Annotated in this window: 16 protein-coding genes; 8 read left to right on the top strand and 8 right to left on the bottom strand. The window is 57.3% G+C overall.

Translation table 11 applies throughout. The features are described 5' to 3' along the window. Positions 1-145 precede the first annotated feature (145 nt). Both carB and HRR99_RS10400 read left to right on the top strand, forming a co-directional pair. Positions 146-3631: a carbamoyl-phosphate synthase large subunit gene (gene carB, locus HRR99_RS10395; protein ID WP_233121580.1), complete on the top strand. Its 3486-nt coding sequence runs from the start codon at positions 146-148 to the stop codon at positions 3629-3631. Positions 3632-3731: 100 nt separating this feature from the next. Then, a complete protein-coding gene (locus tag HRR99_RS10400; protein ID WP_233121581.1) occupies positions 3732-4178 on the top strand; it encodes an SRPBCC domain-containing protein in 447 nt (148 codons plus the stop codon). On the opposite strand, the gene HRR99_RS10405 is transcribed toward HRR99_RS10400, so the two are convergent. Together HRR99_RS10405 and HRR99_RS10410 are read right to left on the bottom strand one after the other, a co-directional pair. Next, on the bottom strand, positions 4170-5654 hold the full coding sequence (locus tag HRR99_RS10405) for a UdgX family uracil-DNA binding protein (RefSeq protein WP_233121583.1): 1485 nt from the start codon (positions 5652-5654) through the stop codon (positions 4170-4172). The two genes, HRR99_RS10400 and HRR99_RS10405, sit on opposite strands and share 9 nt — an antisense overlap. Beyond that, a complete protein-coding gene (locus HRR99_RS10410) occupies positions 5654-6886 on the bottom strand; it encodes a putative DNA modification/repair radical SAM protein (RefSeq protein ID WP_233121585.1) in 1233 nt (410 codons plus the stop codon). The genes HRR99_RS10405 and HRR99_RS10410 overlap by 1 nt, the downstream gene beginning before the upstream one ends. Positions 6887-7106: 220 nt before the next feature. Here HRR99_RS10410 and greA point away from each other — a divergent pair, with 220 nt between their 5' ends. Both greA and HRR99_RS10420 read left to right on the top strand, forming a co-directional pair. Then, on the top strand, positions 7107-7583 hold the full coding sequence (gene greA, locus HRR99_RS10415; RefSeq protein WP_111837887.1) for a transcription elongation factor GreA: 477 nt from the start codon (positions 7107-7109) through the stop codon (positions 7581-7583). 32 nt (positions 7584-7615) lie between these two features. Beyond that, entirely contained in the window at positions 7616-8674 is a 1059-nt protein-coding gene (locus HRR99_RS10420; RefSeq protein WP_233121586.1) for a glycosyltransferase family 4 protein, read from the top strand. Here HRR99_RS10420 and HRR99_RS10425 read toward each other — a convergent pair. The 4 genes from HRR99_RS10425 to HRR99_RS10440 form a co-directional block, all read right to left on the bottom strand. Continuing rightward, positions 8658-9680 carry a glycosyltransferase gene (locus HRR99_RS10425; protein ID WP_233121588.1) on the bottom strand — a complete coding sequence of 341 codons (1023 nt, stop codon included), beginning with the start codon at positions 9678-9680 and terminating at the stop codon, positions 8658-8660. The genes HRR99_RS10420 and HRR99_RS10425 overlap by 17 nt on opposite strands. Next, complete coding sequence (locus HRR99_RS10430; RefSeq protein WP_233121590.1) at positions 9677-10498, bottom strand: glycosyltransferase family 2 protein; 822 nt, start codon at positions 10496-10498, stop codon at positions 9677-9679. The genes HRR99_RS10425 and HRR99_RS10430 overlap by 4 nt, the downstream gene beginning before the upstream one ends. Before the next feature lie 371 nt (positions 10499-10869). After that, on the bottom strand, positions 10870-11595 hold the full coding sequence (locus HRR99_RS10435) for a glycosyltransferase family 2 protein (RefSeq protein WP_233121591.1): 726 nt from the start codon (positions 11593-11595) through the stop codon (positions 10870-10872). Between the two features lie 57 nt (positions 11596-11652). Then, positions 11653-12120 (bottom strand): Lrp/AsnC family transcriptional regulator, encoded by a 468-nt coding sequence (locus HRR99_RS10440; RefSeq protein ID WP_233121593.1) that lies wholly within the window; start codon positions 12118-12120, stop codon positions 11653-11655. A gap of 244 nt (positions 12121-12364) precedes the next feature. Here HRR99_RS10440 and trxB point away from each other — a divergent pair, with 244 nt between their 5' ends. Both trxB and HRR99_RS10450 read left to right on the top strand, forming a co-directional pair. Then, the gene (gene trxB / locus HRR99_RS10445) at positions 12365-13339 is read left to right on the top strand and encodes a thioredoxin-disulfide reductase (RefSeq protein ID WP_111837873.1); all 975 of its coding nucleotides are present in this window, start codon (positions 12365-12367) and stop codon (positions 13337-13339) included. Between the two features lie 23 nt (positions 13340-13362). After that, complete coding sequence (locus HRR99_RS10450; RefSeq protein WP_062448936.1) at positions 13363-14259, top strand: LysR family transcriptional regulator VtlR; 897 nt, start codon at positions 13363-13365, stop codon at positions 14257-14259. A gap of 268 nt (positions 14260-14527) precedes the next feature. Here the strand turns inward: HRR99_RS10450 and HRR99_RS10455 are convergent, their stop codons facing one another. Next, complete coding sequence (locus HRR99_RS10455; RefSeq protein ID WP_233121594.1) at positions 14528-14776, bottom strand: hypothetical protein; 249 nt, start codon at positions 14774-14776, stop codon at positions 14528-14530. 64 nt (positions 14777-14840) lie between these two features. Here HRR99_RS10455 and HRR99_RS10460 point away from each other — a divergent pair, with 64 nt between their 5' ends. Then, positions 14841-15131 (top strand): ArsR/SmtB family transcription factor, encoded by a 291-nt coding sequence (locus HRR99_RS10460; protein WP_111837871.1) that lies wholly within the window; start codon positions 14841-14843, stop codon positions 15129-15131. 47 nt (positions 15132-15178) lie between these two features. Beyond that, the gene (locus tag HRR99_RS10465; RefSeq protein ID WP_233121596.1) at positions 15179-16291 is read left to right on the top strand and encodes an alkene reductase; all 1113 of its coding nucleotides are present in this window, start codon (positions 15179-15181) and stop codon (positions 16289-16291) included. A 50-nt stretch (positions 16292-16341) separates the two neighbouring features. Here HRR99_RS10465 and HRR99_RS10470 read toward each other — a convergent pair whose 3' ends face one another. Continuing rightward, positions 16342-17352, bottom strand: coding sequence for an NAD(P)H-binding protein (locus tag HRR99_RS10470; protein WP_233121598.1), 1011 nt, complete (start codon positions 17350-17352; stop codon positions 16342-16344). Positions 17353-17409: the final 57 nt, after the last annotated feature.

Genomic DNA, 17409 nt, shown 5'->3' on the forward strand with positions numbered 1-17409 from the left:
TCGGAAACAGAAGATTCGGGGTTCCGTTCACCAAGACATTTGCCTATAAGCCGCTTCTAGCCTGAAAAGATTGGAATTGCGCGCCCGCGGCCGGTGAGTTTCACCATGGCCGTTTTTTGCGCAACGAGAAAGCGGAACGAGAGCCATGCCGAAGCGCCAAGATATCAAGTCCATCCTTATCATCGGCGCTGGACCGATTGTCATCGGTCAGGCATGCGAGTTCGACTATTCCGGCACGCAGGCCTGCAAGGCGCTGAAGGAAGAGGGCTACCGGGTCATTCTGGTCAACTCCAACCCCGCCACGATCATGACAGACCCCGGTCTGGCCGACGCGACCTACGTCGAGCCGATCACGCCTGAAGTCGTTGCCAAGATCATCGCCAAGGAACGTCCCGACGCGCTGCTGCCCACCATGGGCGGCCAGACGGCGTTGAACACGGCGCTTTCCCTGAAGCGCATGGGTGTGCTGGATCGCTACAATGTCGAGATGATCGGCGCCAAGCCCGAGGCCATCGACATGGCCGAAGACCGCGCCTTGTTCCGCGAAGCCATGAAGCGCATTGGTCTGGAAACACCTAAGTCGATGCTGGCCAACGCCACCGACATCAAGGATGCAGACCGCAAGACGCATGAAGCAGCCCGCGCCGACCTGAAGGCAAAGCTTTCCGGTGCAGAGCTCGACAAGGCGCTCGACAACCTCGAAAACCAGTGGAACCTCGGCGAGACGGACCGCAAGCAGCGCTACATCAGCCACGCCATGGCGATTGCCGCGCAGGCTATTGATGTCGTCGGCCTGCCAGCCATCATCCGCCCGTCCTTCACTATGGGCGGCACCGGCGGCGGCATTGCCTACAACCGCTCGGAATTTTTCGAAATCATCGGAGGCGGTCTGGATGCATCGCCCACCACCGAAGTGCTGATTGAAGAATCGGTTCTCGGCTGGAAGGAATATGAAATGGAAGTCGTCCGCGACAAGGCGGACAACTGCATCATCATCTGCTCCATCGAAAATATCGACCCGATGGGCGTGCACACTGGCGATAGCATCACGGTCGCCCCTGCCCTGACGCTGACGGACAAAGAATACCAGATGATGCGCAATGCATCGATCGCCGTCCTTCGCGAAATCGGCGTCGAAACAGGCGGCTCGAACGTGCAGTTCGCCGTCAACCCGAAGGACGGTCGTCTGGTCGTCATCGAAATGAACCCGCGCGTGTCGCGCTCGTCTGCGCTTGCCTCCAAGGCCACCGGCTTCCCGATTGCCAAGGTCGCCGCCAAGCTCGCCGTCGGTTACACGCTGGACGAGCTGGACAACGACATCACGGGCGGCGCAACGCCTGCGTCCTTCGAACCGTCCATCGACTACGTCGTCACCAAGATCCCGCGTTTCGCCTTCGAGAAATTCCCAGGCGCATCGCCAATTCTGACGACCGCCATGAAGTCGGTCGGTGAAGTCATGGCGATTGGCCGTACCTTCGCAGAGTCGCTTCAGAAGGCCCTTCGTGGTCTGGAAACCGGCCTTACAGGTCTCGATGAGATCGAAATCCCCGGCTACGAAGAGGGCGAAGGCTCCAAGAACGCCATCCGCGCTGCCATCGGCACACCGACGCCGGATCGCTTGCGCATGGTTGCGCAGGCCTTGCGCATGGGCATGTCCGAGGCTGAAGTACACGAAAACAGCAAGATCGACCCATGGTTCATCGCCCAGTTCAAGGCGATCGTGGACATGGAAGCCCGCGTGCGCGAACACGGCCTGCCACAGGACGCTGAAAACCTGCGCTCGCTGAAGGCCATGGGCTTTTCCGATGCCCGCCTCGCAAGCCTGACCAAGAAGCGCCCGAAGGAAGTGGCGGAACTTCGCAACAGCCTCAATGTTCGCCCGGTCTTCAAGCGCATCGACACCTGCGCCGCCGAATTCGCCTCGCCCACCGCCTACATGTACTCCACCTATGAGATGCCTTTCGTTGGTCAGCTGCGCTCCGAGGCGCAGGTTTCCGACCGCAAGAAGGTCGTCATTCTCGGCGGTGGTCCGAACCGTATCGGCCAGGGCATCGAGTTCGACTATTGCTGCTGCCACGCCGCCTTCGCGCTGAAGGATGCTGGCTTCGAAGCCATCATGATCAACTGCAACCCTGAGACTGTCTCCACCGACTACGACACCTCCGACCGCCTGTACTTCGAGCCGCTGACGGCTGAAGACGTGATCGAGATCATGCGTGCCGAGCAGGAAAAGGGCGAGTTGGTCGGCGTCATCGTGCAGTTCGGCGGCCAGACACCGCTGAAGCTGGCCGAAGCGCTCGAAAAGAACGGCATTCCGATCCTCGGCACAGCGCCTGATATGATCGACCTTGCCGAAGACCGCGACCGTTTCCAGAAGCTTCTGATGAAGCTGGACCTGAACCAGCCGAACAACGGCATCGCCTATTCCGTCGAGCAGGCCCGTTTGGTCGCCTCCGAAATCGGCTTCCCGCTGGTCGTGCGCCCGTCCTATGTTCTGGGTGGCCGCGCCATGCAGATCATCCATTCCGAGGGACAGCTCCAGACCTATCTACTGGACACCGTTCCGGGCCTGGTGCCCGAAGACATCAAGCAGCGCTACCCCAACGACAAAACCGGCCAGATCAACACGCTGTTGGGCAAGAACCCGCTGCTGTTCGATAGCTACCTGACCAATGCGGTCGAAGTGGACGTCGATGCATTGTGCGATGGCGAAAATGTCTTCGTGTCCGGCATCATGGAACACATCGAAGAAGCCGGTATTCACTCCGGCGACAGCGCCTGCTCGCTGCCATCCCGCTCGCTGTCCGAAGAAACGTTGAATGAGCTGGAGCGCCAGACGACGGCCATGGCCAAGGCGTTGAACGTAGGCGGCCTGATGAACGTGCAATATGCCATCAAGGACGGCACGATTTACGTTCTGGAAGTCAACCCGCGCGCCTCGCGTACCGTGCCGTTCGTCGCCAAGACCATCGGCGCGCCAATTGCCAAGATCGCGGCCCGCATCATGACCGGCGAAAAGCTGGATGCGGCGATTGCGGCTTACGGCGCAAAGCCCGATCCACGCAACCTCAAGCATATCGCTGTCAAGGAAGCCGTGTTCCCGTTTGCCCGCTTCCCCGGCGTCGATATTCTGCTGGGACCAGAAATGCGCTCCACCGGTGAAGTCATCGGCCTCGACACGGACTTCGCGCTCGCCTTTGCCAAGGCGCAGCTGGGCGCCAGCGTCGATCTGCCTCGCTCCGGCGCTGTGTTCGTGTCTGTCCGCGATGAAGACAAGGAACGGGTTCTGCCTGCCATCCGCCATCTGGTGGAGATCGGCTTCAAGGTTCTGGCAACCGGCGGCACACAGCGCTTCCTCGCTGAACAGGGCATCGATGCCGAAAAGATCAACAAGGTGCAGGAAGGGCGTCCACACATCGAAGACGCCATCCGCAACCGTCAGGTCCAGCTGGTCATCAACACGACGGACAGCAACAAGGCGATCTCGGACTCGAAATCGCTGCGCCGCGCGACGCTGATGCAGAAAGTGCCTTATTACACGACGATGTCAGGTGCTGAATCCGCAGCGCTTGCCATAAAGGCGCTCAAAGCCGGCAGCTTGGACGTAAGGCCTTTGCAAAGCTACTTTTGATCCGAGCAGATCATAGAAGGTTCATAAACCGGCCTGCCAACATGCAGGCCGGTTTTGCTTTATCCAGACTTTATCATTCGGCATGGCGAATGGAGGGAAGATGATGGACACAATGGAGATTTTTAACGAGCGGCTGTTCTCAGTCGACCGCGAGACGCTGTTTCAGGCATTTGCTAATCCGAAGCTGCTGGAACAATGGTGGGGTCCACACGGCTTTACCAATAAGATCACCGCATTCGACTTTCGTCCCGGCGGCACATGGACCATCACCATGACAGCCTCGGACGGCACGGATTTCCACAACGTCTTGACGTTTCGCGACATCGTAGCGCCGGAAAGCATCGTGTTCGAGCACCATGAGCCGATGCACGTCTACACGATGAGCATGAACTTCATCAAAAACCGTGCTGGTACGATTTTGCAATGGCGAATGGTGTTTGAAGCGACGGATGCAAACCTGCATCTGGAGAAATTCATCACCGCCGCCAACGAGCAGAATTTCGACCGCCTTGAGGCGGTTTTAAACGAGATAACAACATCAAGCTGACAGCGCGGCAGCTGACGCGGGTCCCACCTCCATCAGCCTAAGAACTGCCTGCATATCCTCCCGGAACCGCTGAAACTCCTCGGCCTTTCTTTGCTCTTCCGGTATGCGCAACAAATAAGACGGATGCACCGTCACGAAGAGCATCCTGCCGCCGTCCATGGGTATGGGCCTGCCGCGCATGTCCGACAGTTTTTCCTTCAAATCCGTCAGCGCAAACATTGCCGTCGCTCCCATCGCCACAATGAGCTTGGGTTGAACCAGATCGATCTCCCGCGTCAGCCACCAGCGACAACGCTGCACTTCGCCCGCGTCCGGCCGCTGGTGAATGCGCTTCTTTCCGCGCGCCTCGTATTTGAAATGCTTTACGGCATTGGTGACGTAGAGCGATTGGCGCTCAATTCCCGTCTCGCCCAGCACCTGGTCGAACACCTTGCCCGCCGGACCGACGAAAGGACGTCCGGCCAGATCTTCGAAATCTCCAGGCTGCTCGCCAACGACCATGACGTCAGCATTGACAGGGCCTTCTCCAAACACCGTTTGCGTTGCCTTGCAATGCAAAGGACAGAGCGTGCACCCTTTCGCCTCGTGCTTCAAACCTTCCAGCGTATCTGCATCCGGCAAAACGGGCGCTGGCCTGCTTTCCGCCGCCGCCTGTATGCGATGGTGAAACAGTTGCGGCTCGGTCGCCGCCTTTACGCCCATTTCCAGCACGCGGGCCTCAGCGTTCAGGATAAGGCCGGGTATGAGGTCCGCTTCGGGCAGGTTCTTCCAGTATTTCTTCGGCATCTCCGCCGTCATCGCCTTGATTTTCAAGCGGGCGGGATTGAAAATATTGGCGTAATAGGTGCGCCACAGCTCATCCGTCTCATCGGACAAATCCGGCTGCTCGGCGGCAAGCCGTGATGTTTCGAGTGTTTTACCATCCCAGCGCGCCGACCCCTTGGGCGTTGCGATGACCCAGTCCATATCGGTGAAACGACGCTGAAAAAACGCAGCCTTTCGCTCGACGATGAAATGGTCAGGCTCGAACCACGCAATGAACCGGCGGCGAGCGGCGACACCCTCCGGCAGTGGCACTTCCTTGAAACGCACGAAAGCCGTCATCTTGTGGCTGTCGCGGCGCACGGATTTTTCCATCTTCCGCGCTTCGGAAACATCAGGGTCGGACTTGAACTGCAACAGCGCCCTGTCCTGCCCTAAACGCCACAGCAACCGATACAGCAATGAAAACCGTTCCGGTGCGCTGTGACAAATGATGGTTTGTGCCAAGGGAATGAAGGCCGAGGGCACGTTGACGTTGGCCGATCCGCCGCTCGATGGCAACCGGTCACCCTCCTCAAAGCCGAACAACCCTTTCTCTTCCCCCTGAAACCGCCAGTCGATCTCCTGCGGCGCGACATTTGCGGAAAGAAACGTTCGCGCAGCATCGCGCCACTCGTTGAAATCTCCCCGGCCCTCCAGCGCCACCCTGTACATTACAGCAGCGACAATTGTTCAGGCTTTGGGGTAAACATGTCGCGCAGGTCGGGACGCTCCGTCAGCTTGCCGGGAGTCCATCCTCCCGCCACCACAAAGGCTTTCACCTTTTTCAACGAGACGCCAAAGCGGGCGATATCCTCCAGCCGCAACTGCCGGAAACGCCGCGATGAGAGAATAGATTTGACGGTCTTGGTGCCAAACCCCGGTACACGCAGCAGCATCTCGCGATCTGCCGAATTCACGTCCACCGGAAAACGCTGGCGATTGGCCAAGGCCCATGCCAGTTTCGGATCGATATCCAAATCCAGCATACCGTCTTTCTGCGTCGAAGCGATTTCGCCGATATCGAAACCGTAGAAGCGATAGAGCCAGTCCGCCTGATAAAGCCGGTGCTCGCGCATCAAAGGCGGCTTGATCAGCGGCAGGTTCTTCGACGAATCGGGAATAGGGCTGAAGGCCGAGTAATACACACGTCGCAATCCATAACTACCATAGAGGCGCGCGCTCGTGGTCAGAATGGTCGTGTCGTTGGCACCATCGGCACCGACGATCATCTGGGTGCTCTGGCCCGCCGGGGCAAATCGTTTCACCCGCTTCGTCCGCAGCGTCGGTTCCCCAGCCTCCTCGATTTTCAGGCGAATATCGGCCATGGATTTTCGGATGTTGGCGGGCTGCTTTTCAGGTGCAAACTGGCCGATGCCGCTATCGGTGGGAAGCTCGATGTTGATCGACAGGCGGTCTGCATAAAGCCCGGCCTCTTCCACCAGATGCGCCGATGCCTCGGGTATGGATTTGAGGTGAATGTACCCCTTGAAACCGTGGGTCACGCGCAACTCTTTGGCCACCCGCACCAGTTCTTCCATCGTATGATCGGACGAGCGGATAATGCCGGAGGACAGAAACAGGCCCTCAATGTAATTACGCCGGTAAAACTCCAGCGTCAGCCAAACCACCTCTTCTACCGTAAACCGTGCCCGCTCCACATTGCTGGAAGAACGGTTGACGCAATAAGCACAGTCATAGATGCAGAAATTGGTCAGCAATATTTTCAGCAGCGAAATGCAGCGTCCGTCGGGCGCATAGGCATGGCAAATGCCCGATCCTTCCGTTGAGCCTAACCCTCCCGACCCAGAAGAACTACGCTTTGTCGTGCCGCTGGAAGCACAGGACGCATCATACTTCGCTGCATCGGAAAGGACGGCCAAACGCTCTCTAATCGACTTTTTCATAACAATGTTCACTATATGTTCTTGAAATCTCTGTCAAGAACGGTCTAAAAAGCTTCAGTTTTTTACAGGAAATCATCAGGTTCAAATTTGCTGGCAATCCGTTGCCGACTTCTGATATAGTCGCGGGAATTGTGATTTTGACTGGTTCCGTGGTTTTGCCCCGGGACCTGTTTCTTTTTGTGTCTGCGGGTACCGCAGGATGAATGCGAGGAAGAAAAAAATGGTAGAAAAAGTACCGATGACTCAGGGTGGATTCGTCAAGCTGCAGGAAGAACTCCGCTGGCGTCAGCAGGAAGAGCGTCCCCGTATCATCGAAGCTATTTCGGAAGCGCGCGCCCATGGCGACCTGTCCGAAAATGCGGAATATCACGCCGCCAAGGAAGCCCAGAGCCACAATGAAGGCCGCGTTGCCGAACTTGAAGACCTGACGGCCCGCGCCGAAGTCATCGACCTGTCGAAAATGTCTGGCTCCACCATCAAGTTCGGCGCAACCATCAAGCTGATCGATGAGGATTCCAACGAGGAAAAGACCTACCAGATCGTTGGTGATCAGGAAGCAGACGTGAAGCAGGGTCGCATCTCGATCTCCTCGCCCATCGCCCGTGCCCTCATCGGCAAGGAAGTCGGCGACAGCATCGAAGTGAACGCGCCGGGCGGTTCGCGCGGTTACGAAATCCTCTCCGTCAACTGGGGTTGATTCCCAGATCCCCTCCCCGCGAGATCCCGATCGTGCCCTATGTCGACTTGGCCGATGTCCAGGTGCTTGCGCCCAACTTCAAGCGCAGGCTCTCTGGCGTAACATCCACCATCATTCAACTCCTGCCCGTTCAAAACAGGCAGGGGCAGATGGTGGCCGCCATTGGGCCAGGACTACCACCAGACCTGCCGCATGTTCGCTTTCGCGATCTGTGGCGCCTGTGGCAGTTGGGTCCCCGCCGCACGCCCCGCATCTGGCACGCCCGCCGCAACATCGAAATGCTACCCGGCATCGTGATGCGCGATATCCTGCGCATGAAGCTAAAGCTGGTCTTCACCTCTGCCTCCCAACGCAAACACAGCGGCTGGACGAAGTTCCTCGTCTCGCGCATGGATGCAGTGATCGCAACCAGCAGCAAGACGGCGTCCTATCTGGAGGTGCCGAGCACCGTCGCGATGCACGGCATAGACACAGACCGTTTCTCCCCGCCCGCCGATAAGGCCCAGGCAAAGCAGTCGCTTGGCCTTAATAGCGGCCAGAAATATGCCGGATGCTTCGGTCGGGTTCGCCATCAAAAGGGTACAGACCTTTTCGTAGACACCATGATCGCCGTTCTGCCACAACATCCGGACTGGTCTGCTATCGTCGCCGGGCGAGCAACCGGGCCGCATATCGAATTCGAAACGGGGCTGAAGGATAAGGTTCGCGCCGCAGGCCTCAGCGACCGCATTCTCTTCGTAGGCGAACACACCAACATCAATGCCTGGTACCGCGCCCTAGACCTCTTCATCGCCCCCCAGCGCTGGGAAGGCTTCGGCCTGACCCCACTGGAAGCCATGGCGACGGGTGTTCCGGTCATCGCGACGGACGTGGGTGCTTTTCCTGAATTGATAACGGCGAATACCGGTGAAATCACCCCCCGCAATGATTTGGGAGGCATGAGCGCGACAGCAACACGCTGGATGACAGACGATGCAATGCGCGGCGAAGCATGCGTTGCAGCACGTCAGCACGTCGGGCAGCATTTCACCATCGGGGGCGAAGCGGCCAATCTTGGTCGCATCTACGACGCTGTTACGGCTTACGTTTGAAGAGTTCGATATAGGCTGAGGCGACAGCTTCTTCAGAAAACTGCTGCATCAAGGTTGCGTGTCCACCGACAGCGACACGTTCAGCTAGAGCCCGGTCACCCAGAAGATTTCCGATCGCCGCTGCAAAGCCCTTTTCATCATCAATCTCGGCCAGCAACCCGTTCTCGCCATCTTTCATAAACCAGGACGGCCCCTCGGATTTGGAGGAGACGACCGGCTTTTTCTGCGCCCAGGCTTCGAGAATGACATTGCCCAGCGGCTCATGGCTGGACGCCATCACGAACACATCAGCCGCCGCCACATAGGGTCGCGTTTCGTCCTGCCAGCCGATGAAGCGAACGCGATCACGCATGTCGCGCGAATCGACTTGCGCTTCTAGCGCTTCGCGCTCCTCCCCATCTCCCGCCAGCCACAAATAGACCCCCGGCAGTGTGGAGACGGCATCGATCAGCGTGTGAAAACCCTTGCGCTTAACGAAACGCCCCATGGACATCACCACGGGCGCATCCGGCGGCGTATCCAGTTGCGCCCGAGACACCGGCGCGATCTCCTGCGTGCTGGTGAAGTTGGAGATGACCTCCACCCCACGCGTCCAGCCAATGTTTTTCACGTGTTCGGCAATGCCGGGCGTGTTGCAAACGAGAATGTCGGTATTCTTGAAGTAATCCAGTTTTGTCGGGTAATCGCCCAGCCGAGATAACTTGATGCAGCCCTTATAGGCTGGCATCAACCGGCTTGGGCGTGTCGCCCAAGACATCAGCGCATTGGGCTGTTCGTGTCGCGCCATGCGCATCACCTTCATAGGCAGCAACAGTCTATCCGGCGAGAGATTGCGAAAGTTGCTTTCGATGATGCCGCATACTCCGTCGATATTCTTGCGCCACAAACGATTGGGGCGGATGACCGCCGTCTGCTCCACGCCCCTGCTGGCCAGTGCATTGACGAGATGCACGAAAAAACGCTCCGCGCCGCCATCCTTGCCCAAATGATAATGCATGACTTTCATGGTTTATTCCTTCCGCGCTCCATGTCATCGACATTCGGTCGCCGTTTCAGCGCGTGACGCTGATGTATTTTGGCCTGAGTGAGAAACGCGTAAATCCCGCCTGTTGCCGCCTCGATCAGGCCAGGCACACCGCAACGCCACAGGCCATTTCGAAAATAAAGCCTCAGGAAATACAGCCAGGGCGATACCAGGAGTTTTGAAAGCCGGGCCTTGCGACCCTCAGCAAATTGCTGATCAGCTTTCAGGGTGGAGTATTTGTTCTCTTTCAAAATCTGCTCATCGATGATGAGTGGGCGGTAATGCAACAGACTGCCCTTTTCCGACGCGCTGACCTGCCCCACTGGCACGATGCCCTCATGCACCTTCTGGGAAAGATCGTAAGCGCCCTTGCCGTTGCGGATGAGCCGAAGATTCTTACGCTCGCGCACATTTTCAGGCGTATAACCGAAACCGATGAGATAGGGCCGCCGCGCCACTTTCCAGCCGACAACATTCTCCGACGCAGAGAGCAGTTCTGGCAGCTTAGCTCGCAACGCATCATCCAGCCGCTCATCCGCATCGATATTCAGACACCACGCCTGCGTGCATTGCTCCAGCGCAAACTGCTTCTGCCCTGCATAGCCGCGCCAGGGCTCGTACATGAACCTGATCGGCCAGCCCTTGTCGATATAAGTCTGAACCAGCGTTTGAGTGCCATCGGTTGACCCGGAATCGACGATGACGATCTCGGCACAGCCTTCTAGGCTCTCAATGCAATTGCCAAGATAGGCTTCCTCGTTGAGGCAGATGATAAAGGCGGAGACGCTCTGTTTTTGCATACTTTCTCTTACACGGAAAAGCCTGACACGAAATCAGTGTCTGCCATTGCGACGCAAAGTCTATAGGGTGGCAAAGCGGTCAATTGCAAGCACTTGCCAGCGCGGGGAGACCTCTGCCCAACATTCATCGACCTATAGTTGGGCCAAGTGTGGAAATCTGAGGTTTATTTTGATGCGCAGTTAAGATATCGCACAATGAACAGCCAGGGTAGCAGGCGCAGGCCACATATCGCAGCAATGTCAAAAAGTTTTTTCCAAGCTCTTGTTGCATTTCCGGGATCTGAAATAGCGTGCTTGCGAGACTGATGGCTAGCAGACCACTTTTCTATTGTCCGGTTACGGTGTCTTCGTGCAGGCAGCGGCAGCGCGCGTTACTCACTCACCCACGAACTCGCCGCATTGACAATCTTCTTCTGTATTCCACGTTGATCACGCCAGTCGCGGCCTGTGTCTTCTACAACTGGAACACCGCCCGGTGAAAAGATGTAGTTTTCGAAGGGCGCTATGTGCTCTTCGAGCTTCTTGTTCACATCAGAATAGAACTGCTTTTCTGGGTCAAAGGCCGGATCCATCAGTTCGGCGCTGCTGCGCGCCACCTTTCCGTCCAGCACGGAGGGTGACGTGGTGAATTTCGTGTAGGTGCCGCGTGGCACTCTGATGCCTGCGAATTTCCAGTAGTGTTTGCCGCGGTGCAGATGACCCCGCTTCTTGATGTCCCAGTTCTGGCTCGCACTATGAAACGAGACCTGCTTGACCTTGTCGTTGAAGCAGGCTTCGACACGTGCGTCCAGAGTGTCCAGCGCAATCCAGTCATCTTCGAGATGGAATACGTAATCGGCACTCGTGGCCTGCCACAAACGTTTCACGGCGGCGCCGAAGCCCGCTTTTTCCGGCGTGTATATAATAGGGGCGGGAAAATACCGCTTGAGCAGGGAAATGCACTGCGCTTCGTCATCAGGCGTGCCGAATATGGGATCGATGTTGGCGTAGACGTTGACGACCCTGTGAAATTTGAAGGCGTTCTGGGAGAAACTTTCCAGTGTCCGTTCCAGAAGATCGGGGCGGCGGCCCGCAACGATGGTGATATCGATATGCATACTCATTCCCCGAAAACCAAACCTATCAATCAGACTGAATGCAAAAAGACCAGTTCCTCAAACCCCAACCAGCCCCAACCGCTTCACCTGACGGATCGTCAGCATGGTCCGCACCGTATCCACATGTTCGTCCGCCGTCAGCACCTCGATGACGAAGTCCTGGAACTGGGTCAGGTTTTCGGCGATGCAGTGGAGCAGGAAGTCGCTGTCGCCGGAGACCATCCAGGCTTGGCGCACCAATGGCCAGCGATCGGTGGCGGCGGCGAAGGCTTTTAGGTTGGTTTCGGACTGGCGTTTCAGCCCCACCATGCAGAAGGCCACGAGATCGAAGCCGAGCTTCGGTGCATTCAGCATGGCGTGGTAGCCTTCGATAATGCCCGCGTCTTCCAGCTTGCGCACGCGGCGCAGGCAGGGTGGTGCCGAGATGCCGACGCGGTCTGCGAGGTCGACATTGGTCATGCGCCCGTCACCCTGCAATTCACGCAGTATTTTCAGATCGATGGCATCGAGTTCGACGCTGGCCAATATGCTCTTCCTTGTTGAGCTAGAATGCTTCCTTCTACTCTACGGGACGGGATTCGCAATAATCCTACGCGCCAGCGACACAAAATTACGTGTAGAGTGGCGTATGCCCTGTTGGTAACGCAAGGCTGCCCTTGAATATCGGCACTGGACACTCTTAAATACCGGACAACGAAGGGGTGTATCGCGATTGAGCCGGACGCATGGCTCCCACATCTGCCACCCTTCACACAGAAAGGAATGTTCCATGTCCGTCCGCCACTCCAAAGTCCTGATTATCGGCTCCGGCCCCGCTGGCTATACCGCCGCCATTTATGCGGCCCGCGCCATGCTGGAACCGGTTCTCATTGCCGGTATGGAACAGGGCGGGCAGTTGATGATCACCACTGATGTGGAGAATTATCCTGGTTATGCCGACCCCATTCAGGGGCCGTTTCTGATGGACCAGATGCTGAAGCAGGCCGTGCATGTGGGCGCTGAGATCGTCAACGATCTGGTGACCGAGGTGGAGACCACCCGCCGCCCCTTCACGGTCAAAACCGATTCCGGCGCTGTCTGGACCGCCGATACCCTGATCATCTGCACCGGCGCCAAGGCCAAGTGGCTGGGCATCGAAAGCGAACAGCACTTTCAGGGCTTCGGCGTTTCGGCCTGCGCCACCTGCGATGGCTTCTTCTACCGCAACCGGGATGTCATCGTGGTCGGCGGCGGCAATTCGGCTGTCGAAGAGGCGCTCTACCTCTCTAATATTGCCAAGTCGGTCACGGTCGTGCATCGCCGCGATAGCTTCCGTTCGGAGAAGATTTTGCAGGAACGTCTGTTCGCGAAGTCCAATGTGAACATTCTCTGGAACAGCGAGATCGCCGAAATCACCGGCACGCCTGCCAAGCCACCGATGCCGCCTTCCGTCACTGGTGCAAAAATTCGCAACACGAAGACGGGCGATATCACCGACATGCCTGTTCACGGCGTCTTTGTCGCTATTGGCCACGCGCCAGCGGTCGAGTTGTTCGAAGGCAAGCTGAAGCTGAAGCCGAACGGCTATATGTGGACCGCACCTGATTCGACGGCGACCGATGTCGACGGCATTTTCGCCGCGGGCGACGTGACCGACGATACCTATCGCCAGGCCATTACCGCTGCGGGCATGGGCTGCATGGCAGCGCTCGAGGCCGAACGTTTTCTCGCAGCGCAAGCGCCGCTTGCCGTTGCCGCTGAATAAGAAAGGCTAAACACCGCATGCCTATGCCGTTGGACTGGGACAAACTGCGCATATTTCATGCGGCCGCCGAAGCTGGCTCCTTCACACACGCAGCAGACAAGCTGCATCTCTCCCAGTCGGCCATCAGCCGTCAGGTCAGCGCGCTGGAACAGGATGTCGGCGTCAAGCTGTTTCACCGCCACGCGCGTGGCCTCATTCTGACCGAACAGGGCGAGTTGCTGTATCGCACCGCGCATGACGTTCTGTTGAAGCTCGAAACCGTCAAAATGCAACTGACGGAAACGACGGAGAAACCGAGCGGCAAGCTGCGCGTCACCACCACTGTCGGCCTTGGCCAAGGCTGGTTGACGGACAAGGTGCAGGAATTTCTCCAGCTCTACCCGGAAATGGCCATCCAGCTCATTCTCGACAATGAAGAGCTGGATGTGAACATGCGCCATGCGGATTGCGCGATCCGCTTGCGCCAGCCACAGCAATCGGACCTCATCCAGCGCAAGCTGTTTACCGTGCACATGCACGTCTATGCCGCGCCCTCCTACATCAACCGGTACGGAGAGCCGCAGTCGATCGAGGATCTCGATAATCACAAGGTCATTTCCTTCGGAGAGCCGGCGCCGAACTATCTTCTGGATGTGAACTGGCTTGAGAATGCCGGGCGCTCTTCTGATAACACGCGGCTGGCGCATTTGCAGATCAACAGCCAAACGTCGATCAAGCGCGCCTGCCTGCTGGGAATCGGCATTGCATGCCTGCCAGACTACATCGTCGGGCGCGATCCCGGCCTGATCCAGCTGTCGTTGCCCGCAGATATTCCGTCGTTCGATACCTATTTTTGCTACCCGGACGAATTGAAGAACGCTGCCAAACTGAAAGTTTTCAGAGACTTTATTGTCGCCAAGGCGCGCAACTGGAATTTCTGACCCTCTCAATCAGCTGAAAACGTAGTAGTATGAGCAGCTTAGCGACATCCCTCAGAGGTGGCGCAACGCATTTTCATTGGCAGATTTGCGAAATAAATATGACAGCGAATAGCAGTGATGCGCCAGACGCAGGGCTGGCCTGCACAAAAAAGAGTTGAATGCTGCCCAAGAAAGCATCATATCGCACACAGCTGATGCACACGGCGGCTTTTCCTCCCAGTTCCGCCGCGTCAGCTGTTCCCCTCTGGAGGTTTTATAACCTTCACACTTATAAGGGCCCTGGAGCAATCCGGTGGCCCTCTTTTTTTACCCGCAAAATTTTTCTCTCTACCAGAGGTTCATTGAACAAATCGCCCTTGTTCTTGGCCGCCTGCACTTCCATATTGATATTAGCTGTTGCGGATGCGGTCGCATCGAGCAGCTGTTCCCCTCTGGAGGTTTTGGCCTTCAAACTGTCAGGCCGCGGAGAAATCCAGCGGTCTTTTTTTTGCTTTGCGAAATCAAAAAGAAATCTCATCCGCGCACTTGATATCGATAAATCTCGATATAAATATCGTAATGTGCAGATATACGGAAACGATATGAACCACGAAGACGCCCTGAAGGCCATTGCTCATCCGGTGCGATTGAAATTTCTGGAATGGCTGAAGGAGCCCGATCAGCATTTCAATCAGGCACATCCCTTCACCATGGGTGTGTGCGCGCATCAGTTCGAAATTTCAGGCCTGTCGCAATCGACCGTCTCCTCCCACCTTGCGGCCTTGCAGGCCGCCGGGCTGGTCCGGTCGCGAAAGGTCGGGCAGTGGAATTTCTACGAGCGTGACGAGGACAATATCGCAGCCTTTCTCCGCTATCTGAACCAGAAGCTTTAAGCGCGCTTTTTCGGCGCTCTCTATCAACCAGAAGAGAAAGCACTTTCATGACTAAACTGTTCGAACCTGCACAGGCAGGCGATATTTCGCTGGCAAACCGCATCGTCATGGCCCCCCTCACCCGCAACCGTTCGCCGGGCGCAATTCCCAACAATCTCAACGCTACCTATTATGAGCAGCGCGCAACGGCAGGCCTTATCGTCACCGAGGGCACGCCTGTCTCACAGCAGGGTCAGGGTTACGCAGACGTACCCGGCCTCTACAAGCAGGAAGCCATCAATGGCTGGAAGGCCGTAACCGAAGGCGTGCACAAGGCAGGCGGCAAGATCGTCGCGCAGATCTGGCACGTCGGTCGCATTTCGCACACCTCGCTGCAGCCACATGGCGGCCAGCCGGTTGCGCCGTCCGCCATTAAGGCCAAATCCAAGACCTACATCATCAATGATGACGGCACCGGCAGCTTTGCCGAAACATCCGAGCCGCGCGAGCTTGGATTGAACGAAATTCCCGTCGTGCTGGAAGATTACCGCACCGGCGCGCGCGCAGCCATCGATGCAGGCTTCGACGGCGTGGAAATTCACGCTGCCAACGGCTACCTCATCGACCAGTTCCTGAAATCCGGCACCAACCAGCGCACGGATGAATACGGCGGCTCCATCGAGAACCGCGCGCGCTTCCTTCTGGAAGTCGTCGATGCGGTCGCCAAGGAAATCGGCGCTGGCCGGACGGGCATCCGCCTCTCGCCGGTGACGCCTGCCAATGACATCTTCGAAGCCGACCCGCAGCCTTTGTTCGACTATGTTGTACGCGAACTCGGCAGCCGTGGCCTGTCCTTCATCCACGTCATCGAAGGCGCAACCGGCGGTCCGCGCGATTTCAAGCAGGGCGACAAGCCTTTCGACTATGCCGCTTTGAAGGCCGCTTACACCAATGCCGGTGGCAAAGGCCTGTGGATCGCCAACAATGGCTATAACCGTGAGAGCGCAATCGAAGCGACCGAAAGCGGCAAGGTCGACGCCGTGGCCTTCGGCAAGGCCTTCATTTCCAACCCGGATCTGGTTCAGCGCCTAAAGGACAATGCTCCGTTGAACGAGCCTAACCAGGCCACCTTCTATGGCGGCGGTGCTGAAGGCTACACCGACTATCCGGCTCTGGCATAAAACGAAAAAGCCGCGCATTCATTCGGGTGCGCGGCTTATCTCATTGCATGTCATGCATGCGATACGGCTCGCGGAACCTTGCCAACATATTCTGGCTTCAGGCATTTGAGAGAGATAAGCGTCGCACACACAGCATCATCGATGGCTGTTTGCGGCTCATCACCAAGAAAGCCGGTGAGTTTTGTGTTGCTCATCCTGATCGGCACCTTCCACAAATAGCGCATTTCGGCCACCTCTCGAAACATCGGCACGAATGGTGAGGCAAGCTTCAACAGCCACCAAGGCGTCTGCTTGACCGAAATCTTGTGACCAACCACCCGCTGGATGGCTGCTGACATGCCTTTACCATCAGCATCCCAAAATCCATCCATGTGGTAGACTGCGAATGGCTCAAGCTCATCTGCACGATCCAGCAAGCGACCCATCGTTTCGGCGACATCCGGCAGATAGGCCCACTGGTGGCCGACTCCAGGTGAACCGGGGTTGGAAATCCGCGTAATCTTTTTGCCCGGCGTGACAAGACCCTGGCTGAACCAGTTGTTGTTTGCACCCGGGCCGAAGAAATCACCGGCGCGAACGATGAGCACCGGTGTTTCCGGTGTCGCGGAAGCCTGTAGCCTTCTCTCCATCTCGACGCGGATGCCGCCCTTACGTGTCACCGCATTTTGCGAGCTATCCTCCGTTGGAAATGGAAAGGCATCGGGCCCGAAATTATAGACCGTTCCGGGTAGCACAATCCGCGCATCGACTGCTTTCGCGGCGGCGATCGTGCTGTCCAGCATGGGAAGAACGAGTGTTTCCCAATTCTTGTAACCCGCCGGGTTGACGGCGTGCACGATCAGGGAAGCACCCTCCGCTGCTTTCACCACATCGGATGCGCTCATGACATCGCCCAGAACCCATTCCAGTGTGGCACTGATCGACTGTGGAACATTGCCCCGAACAAGCGCCCGCACGCGCCAGCCCCGGCGCAGCAGCATATCCATGGCGTGTCCGCCAATACCGCCACGCGCGCCCAGAAGAAGTGCTAATGGCTTTGTCGTCTCATTATTGTTGGTCAATGCTATCACTCCATGTGAATTCATCGCTGGAGTATGAGCGCACTATCCGCTATACGA

It is taken from the genome of Agrobacterium vaccinii, assembly GCF_021310995.1.
In the GTDB taxonomy this organism is placed as follows: domain Bacteria; phylum Pseudomonadota; class Alphaproteobacteria; order Rhizobiales; family Rhizobiaceae; genus Agrobacterium; species Agrobacterium vaccinii.